General features: G+C 51.9%; 9 protein-coding genes. 5 read left to right on the top strand and 4 right to left on the bottom strand.

What is annotated here, in order from left to right; all coding sequences use genetic code 11:
* Positions 1-92 precede the first annotated feature (92 nt).
* From ACT53C_RS10725 to ACT53C_RS10710, 4 genes are all read left to right on the top strand, one after another.
* The gene (locus ACT53C_RS10725; RefSeq protein WP_476146041.1) at positions 93-617 is read left to right on the top strand and encodes a hypothetical protein; all 525 of its coding nucleotides are present in this window, start codon (positions 93-95) and stop codon (positions 615-617) included.
* Positions 618-697: 80 nt separating this feature from the next.
* The gene (locus ACT53C_RS10720; RefSeq protein WP_476146039.1) at positions 698-1,156 is read left to right on the top strand and encodes a hypothetical protein; all 459 of its coding nucleotides are present in this window, start codon (positions 698-700) and stop codon (positions 1,154-1,156) included.
* A 72-nt stretch (positions 1,157-1,228) separates the two neighbouring features.
* Complete coding sequence (locus ACT53C_RS10715) at positions 1,229-1,768, top strand: hypothetical protein (RefSeq protein WP_476146037.1); 540 nt, start codon at positions 1,229-1,231, stop codon at positions 1,766-1,768.
* A gap of 54 nt (positions 1,769-1,822) precedes the next feature.
* Positions 1,823-2,362 (top strand): hypothetical protein, encoded by a 540-nt coding sequence (locus ACT53C_RS10710; RefSeq protein ID WP_476146035.1) that lies wholly within the window; start codon positions 1,823-1,825, stop codon positions 2,360-2,362.
* Positions 2,363-2,484: 122 nt separating this feature from the next.
* Here ACT53C_RS10710 and ACT53C_RS10705 read toward each other — a convergent pair whose 3' ends face one another.
* Positions 2,485-2,949 (bottom strand): Lrp/AsnC family transcriptional regulator, encoded by a 465-nt coding sequence (locus ACT53C_RS10705; RefSeq protein ID WP_194747001.1) that lies wholly within the window; start codon positions 2,947-2,949, stop codon positions 2,485-2,487.
* A gap of 164 nt (positions 2,950-3,113) precedes the next feature.
* Here ACT53C_RS10705 and leuA point away from each other — a divergent pair, with 164 nt between their 5' ends.
* Positions 3,114-4,808, top strand: a complete 1,695-nt coding sequence (gene leuA, locus ACT53C_RS10700) for a 2-isopropylmalate synthase (protein WP_476146032.1) — start codon at positions 3,114-3,116, stop codon at positions 4,806-4,808.
* Positions 4,809-4,836: 28 nt separating this feature from the next.
* On the opposite strand, the gene ACT53C_RS10695 is transcribed toward leuA, so the two are convergent.
* The 3 genes from ACT53C_RS10695 to ACT53C_RS10685 all read right to left on the bottom strand — a co-directional run bounded on the left by ACT53C_RS10695 (position 4,837) and on the right by ACT53C_RS10685 (position 6,815).
* Positions 4,837-5,184 carry a hypothetical protein gene (locus ACT53C_RS10695; RefSeq protein WP_476146030.1) on the bottom strand — a complete coding sequence of 116 codons (348 nt, stop codon included), beginning with the start codon at positions 5,182-5,184 and terminating at the stop codon, positions 4,837-4,839.
* Positions 5,185-5,256: 72 nt separating this feature from the next.
* Complete coding sequence (locus ACT53C_RS10690) at positions 5,257-6,144, bottom strand: peptidoglycan DD-metalloendopeptidase family protein (protein WP_476146028.1); 888 nt, start codon at positions 6,142-6,144, stop codon at positions 5,257-5,259.
* Complete coding sequence (locus ACT53C_RS10685; RefSeq protein WP_194746997.1) at positions 6,141-6,815, bottom strand: protein-L-isoaspartate(D-aspartate) O-methyltransferase; 675 nt, start codon at positions 6,813-6,815, stop codon at positions 6,141-6,143. Before ACT53C_RS10685 ends, ACT53C_RS10690 begins: the two co-directional genes overlap by 4 nt.
* Positions 6,816-6,833: the final 18 nt, after the last annotated feature.

Genomic DNA, 6,833 nt, shown 5'->3' with positions numbered 1-6,833 from the left:
GCAGAGCAAATATGGCTGGCTCTAACCCATAATTCAAGCGGGACGCCTAACGGCGCCCCTTAATTCAAACGTTAGGCGTCTGGCGATTTGCCATGAAAATCCCGCTCGAGACTTGGTACATCCTTCGCGATCTCAAAGTTGCAGAAGGTCGCGTGGAGGCACGATTTGTCCCAGACTACTTCCACGCCGGGATCGTTGACCCAGTTGTTACCCTCGTCGTAGATGGTCCGTCCAATGCTTCTGACGCGAAGAACTTTCTCGGCCGCTTTGCCGAGGAGCCGTTGGTGGAACTTGAGGTCTCGCCTCTGAAGATTGAACTATGGGCTGAGTACGACGATGTCCCTTCAGTGATCTGCGGGCAATCTGCTGCCTGGGCACGTTCGGCCTATTCGCAGGAAGACCTGCTTCTCATCATCGGGCAGCTGTCCAGTCAGCTAGACAGTTCGCACGCTCAGATCGCAGGGCTGCGAAAGTACCAGAACGAGGCAGAGTCCTTTGTCGCTGAGTTGCTTCATAGAGCCGAGTCGAAGAAGGCGCTGACCACCCGACCCACGACTGTGATTGATGCGCAGATTCAAATCCTGGAGAGAATTCTTGGAAAACTACGAGCCGCCTAACCAGTCGCTCGAGCCGACTCGCGTCGGCAAGCCGCCGCTCGCAGCTCAGCTTCAACGTTAGGCAAATTGGAGAGAGTATTTTGGCTGTTCCATCTAAAATAAAAATTAAAAGAATTCCAGATTACTACACGAAAACGATTGGCAAATATGATCAAGGCCAGTTCATGGCTTTAATTACAGCAACGTTACCTATTCCAATACCTAAAAATTGGGAAAAGCAAAAGCGCTGGTACGCAGTGTTACATACCTTCACAGCAGAAGGCAGACATCTAAAAACTGAGGCTATATTCGCTGGTACAGAGTCTGACGGAGAGAATGTTTTCATGCCGAGTGCAAGAAAAATTCGCGATGAAATGGTAAGTGGTCTTAAAAATCATAAATTTTGTGATGTTGAGGTAGAACTGTTTTCAGTTCAGATTGACGGTTTTACTTTTGGGCTCGTAGATGCATCTAACCCTGAAGACAGTTATGAGAGTGTGCATCTGCTACCAAACGACTTTGCATTCTTCAAGCCTTGGGATGGTAGCTTTGACGTATAGTGCTCAAATGCCTAACCAATCCATCAAGCGGGACGAGCTAAAGCGCGCCCCTTATGTCAGACGTTAGCCATCATGAGTGTCATACCCATCTCTCTTTTTGTCGACAGCAACGCTTGGGATGTATTCTTCGATAGGGGAGTGGACTTACGCGCAGAGCTTCCTGGTGATCAGTTTTCCATTCAGATCACAAGGGAAGCGGAGTTTGAAATCCATCACATGCCCGCAGATAAACGAAAGTATGTCGAGGCCGCCCTGAACGGCAAAACGGTTTCTACCGATACGTATTTCGGGTTTTACGACGAATCGCTACCGCCGGATCAACAACGAGTCTCTGGATTCGATTGCGGGCGTTTTGCAAGCGAGGAAGAGTTGGCGGTTCTTAGCGCGGAAAGCTACTCTGTTGGCCCAACTATTAGACCAACTGGACTGTCCAAAAATGAGGCCGACGTCTCGCTTGCCGCGAGATCGGTGGTATCAGTTGTCCTGACCTGCGATGGAAGAGGAGCGCTTAAGCGCGCAAAGACAAAACACGGTGGCACAGTCGTCGATCTAAAGAAGTGGAGCGTTGGAGAGTCACTTGCAACCTTTATTCGGGCGGAGCTTTCCAAATGATGGCTAACGCCTCATTCAACGGCACGCCTGGCGGCACCCGTTATGTCAAACGTTATGAATAAACTGCTCACTTCTGTCATAGTTGCCTTATTGTTGGCTTCATGCTCAAGTCCTCCCTCGACCGAGGCGTTGGCAGCAAAATACTCAATTGCACCTGAGGCATTTGAAGTGCTCAAAAAGATGATCACTGATGATACTGGTGAGAAAGAGTGCTTTGTTGTAGGTCTCGATAATATCGGTGAGTATTGGGAGTACAACGGTGAATGGACTCGCAACAGTGATTACAAAACAAGGTTATCTCTTTCAGAAGTTCTCAAAGTGGTAGGTTTAACTGAAAAGCGATATGGGGAATACAAAAAATTATTTGCAAAAACAGGCTCGGAGAGAGTTAAGTTTTGCCATGCTCTAGAATATGCGCCAGAAGAGTTAAATGTCTTGGTTTACCGTGTCGGCTTATCGGTTTCTGGCTGCAGTGGTGAAATTAATTGGCGACACGAACCCTTGCCTTCGTCAACTGGAAAAAAAGAAGAGGGTGATTTTTCAGAAATCACACCGTTAGGCAATGGTTGGTATTTGGATTACAAATGCAATTAAGTAGACACATCGACCTAGTTTTTAGGAGATGTGAAATGGCTAGAAAAATCAAAGGAGCATATTTGACTCATTGATTTAGATAAAGAACAAAAAGTCTTTCAGGCATCTCTTCTACTCAAAAATCATTCCACTGGCACCTTCGCCCGAGCCACCACATTTCTCAAGACAAAACTCGTATGCACCCCGGTGACGCCTGCAATCTTGGTGATTTTATGCAGTAGCAGGTGTTGGTAGTCATCCATATCTTTCACCACCACTTTTAGCAAGTAGTCAGATTGCTGACCGGTGATTAGCAGGCATTCTAACACTTCGGGGATTTGTGTAATGCTGCTTTCAAAATTGGCGAAGCGTTCTGGGGTGTGTTGATCCATCGAAATTCCGATGAGCGCCATCAGGCTCAGGCCTAGCTTTTTCGCGTCTACCAGCGCTTGATAGCCGAGAATTAGCCCCGCTTGTTCGAGCGCTTTTACCCGGCGCAGGCAGGGGGCTGGGGAGAGGCCGATACGGTCGGCGAGATCCTGGTTGCTGATATGGCCTTCGGTTTGCAGGATGTTTAAAATGGCTTTGTCAAAACGGTCTAATTTCATGGATATTTCTGTTTAATTTTAAATATTGAAATAATATTACAAAATATTTTATTTTATTGAAATATTATTTTTAATTTATTGGTTTATTGATCGAATTAGCAATTTAATTTTTTGCAAAGTCTTTATCATGTGTCTTGTCAAAAACATCTCTTCTGGAGCACAACATGCAGACACAATCCGCACATAAATATCAGGCTTTTCCTCCCGTTCATCTGCCGGACCGTCAATGGCCGAATGCCGTGATCACGCACCCACCAATTTGGATGAGTACCGATCTGCGCGACGGTAATCAGTCGCTGTTTGAGCCGATGGATGCGGATAAAAAGCGCCGCATGTTCAAGATGCTTTGCCAGATGGGCTTTAAAGAGATTGAGGTGGCTTTTCCTTCGGCCTCGCAAACCGATTTCAACTTTGTGCGTAGCCTGATTGAAGAAAGGCAGATTCCCGAGGATGTGACGATTGAGGTACTGACGCAGGCACGCGAGCCTCTGATCCGCCATACGATGGAGTCCGTCCGTGGCGCGCGTCGGGTGATTGTGCATGTGTATAACGCGATTTCGCCGACGTTTAGGGACGTGGTGTTCAACATGACTAAGGATGAGGTGAAGGCGATGGCAGTAGAGGCGGTGCGGCTGGTGAAAGCACTGGCCGCCGAGATGCCTGAGACCGAAGTCGTGATGCAATATAGCCCGGAGACGTTCACGGCGACCGAGCTTGAATTTTCCAAAGAGGTGTGTGATGCAGTCACCGAGGCCTGGGAGGCAACGCCTGACCGCAAGATCATTATCAACCTGCCGGCGACGGTGGAAGTGGCCACGCCGAATGTGTATGCCGACCAGATTGAGTGGATGCATAGACATCTGGCGCATCGCGACAGCGTGATTCTGAGCCTGCATCCGCACAATGACCGCGGCACGGCGGTTGCGGCCACCGAACTGGGCATCATGGCTGGAGCGGATCGCGTGGAAGGCTGCCTGTTTGGGCATGGGGAACGCACGGGCAACGTGGATCTGGTGACTGTGGCGCTGAATATGTATTCGCAAGGTGTGCATCCTGGCCTGGATTTTTCTGAGATTGATGCGATTGGCCGGACGGTGGAAGAGTGTACGCAGATTGAGATTCACCCGCGCCACCCTTATGCGGGCGATCTGGTGTTTACTGCGTTTTCTGGGTCGCATCAGGATGCGATTAAAAAGGGATTCGCGGCAAGGCAGTCGCTGCCCGCCGATGCGCCCTGGAATATGCCTTACCTGCCGATAGACCCCAAGGATGTGGGTCGCAATTATGATTCGATTATCCGGGTGAATAGCCAGTCAGGCAAAGGTGGCGTGGCTTATCTGCTGGAGAGTCATTATGGGGTGGTAATGCCCAGACGCATGCAGGTCGAATTTTCTGCCGTGGTGCAGCAATATACCGACCAACACGGCAGCGAGGTGGGGCCTGAGACTCTGTGGCAGCTGTTTAATGCGCACTATGTGTCTACGGTGATGCCTATGCATATGCAGGACTATCAGCTGGAAAGTCATGCCCAGGGCCAGGCGATCCGCATGCATATGGCAGTCAATGGCGTGCCCGCCATCGCCAGTGGGCAAGGCAACGGGCCGGTGGATGCGGCGATTCATGCCCTGCAACATATGGGCATTGAGGTACAGGTGCGCAGTTTTGAAGAGCGTTCGCTAGGGGCCAGCCCGTCTGCTGGCGAGGCCATGGCCTGCGCGTTTGTCGAGGTCGCGTGTCAGGGCAAGGTATGTTACGGCGTGGGGATGGATACCAATATCGTCACCGCTTCGATCAAGGCCATTTTTAGTGGTATGAACCGTTGCCATGTGCAGGCGGGCAGCCTGCGCAAAACGGCTTGATAAGGGTGACGCGTGGGCTGAATGGCCTCTACCAATGCCCAGTCGTGAGCAGCTGGTAGAGAAAATAAGCGCCTAGCAGCATCATGACATAAACAGGAAAGTCACTGGCTGAGCGGCGCTGCTGGTTACTGAGATGGCTGATATAGCGGTGAAACAGAAACAGGGGCAGCAGGGTGGCGACTGCTAGCACTATATTCATCGGACTGGCCATCAGCCATTGCAACCAGTCAGTCGGGCGCGACTCACTGCTGAATAGATGGACGGCGATCCCGACCAGGCCGCAAAGCACCAGGCCTAGCGTTAGCACCGCCTGCAGGATTTTCCATCCGCTGTCTGGCCGGATATCGCGATTTTTGCTGTAGCGGTTGGGGTCCATACCAGCTCCTTTGCTGAGTGCACCTGCATGGTTTAACCTGCCAGCGGTCGAGGCATGCCGACCGTGCTTGGCTTAATGGCTGCTGGCAGTGGCCGGCGTACTCGGTAAATATGTCGCCGGGTCTACCGGTTTGCCTTTTTGCCGGATTTCAAAATGCAGCACAGGCAGTTTGTTATTGGCCGGGGCGGGCAGGGTGGCGAGTTTTTCACCTTGGGTCACAAACACGCCTTCCTTGACCATCGAGTTGCCCTGGTGCGCATAGACAGAGAGCAGGTTGCTGTTGTGTTTGACGATAATCAGCTTGCCATAGCCACGCACATCCATGCCGCTATAAATTACTTTACCCGCGCCCGCGGCATTGACCGCCTGACCGGCGCTCCCCGTGATATTCAAGCCTTTATTGGTTTGTACGTCAAACCCGGCACTCACTTTGCCTGCCAGCGGCCACTGCCATTGAATGTCGCTGTCGTTGATGGCTTCGAGGTCTAAGGGGGCTGCAGACTTTTCGCCCTCGGTGGTGGTCTGCAGCGCCGGTGCGGCATTGGCCGTGCTTGCGGCCTCAGGGGTCGCATTCATGTCTGGTCTGCTGATCGCCGAGGTGACGACTTCAGCATCATCCGCGCCTGCAGGATCGGTGGCTTTATTGTTTGTTGCGCTGGTGCCGCTTTTTGCGGTCAGGTTGAGGACCTGGCCGACATGAATCTCATACGGCGCTTGCAGCTGGTTGAACTCGGCCAGCTTCATGAACGGGATGCCAAATTTGCGGCCGATACTGTAGAGCGTATCGCCTTTTTGTACCAGGTACTGATTCGTCCCCACGCTGACCGGTGCAGCCGGTTTGCTTTCTGGCGCAGGCGACACACTGGTGACCACCGGTGCGCGCGGCATGGGAGAGTTGAGGGCACAGGCAGCAAGTGTACAGGCGGTTCCGCACGCGGTCAGCAAGGTGCGTAGATTCATGATAAAGCAGTGCCTCCTAGCAATGGGACAAACTTCACGGATTCCAGCGCGGTTTGCTGAATTCCCTGGGCGGTGCGTTCAATTAAATGCAGTACCTGGTCCGTGGTGCCGACCGGGATGACCATGCGGCCACCGACGGCTAATTGTTCGACCAGCTCAGGCGGCACATGGCTGGCCGCCGCGGTGACCATAATGGCATCAAACGGGCCATAATCCTTTAGGCCCAGGCTGCCATCGGCGTGGTCCAGTTTGACATTGGTACATTTCAAGGTGCGCAGATGGTTTCTGGCTTTCATCACCAGCGGCCGGATGCGTTCCAGTGAGTAGACGTCGGTGCTCACGCGCGACAATACTGCGGTCTGGTAGCCGCAACCCGTGCCAATCTCAAGCACTTTGTTCAATGGTTTGCCATTACGCAGAATTTGCGTCATTTTGGCCACGATATATGGCTGCGAAATGGTCTGACCGTAACCAATCGGCAATGAAACGTCTTCATAGGCGCGGATAGACAGTGCTTCATCGACGAAGATATGGCGAGGAATCTCTGCCATGGCCGCTATGACCACTTCATCCTGAATACCTTGCTCACGCAGGCGCGTCAACATGCGCTCGCGTGTCCGCGAAGAGGTCATTCCGATACCGGTTTTGTGTGATGTTCTTGGAATCGCCATGTCACTGAATTCTTGATG

This window comes from Methylophilus sp. DMC14, assembly GCF_056314085.1.
This window is presented reverse-complemented; position numbering and strand designations above follow the sequence as displayed.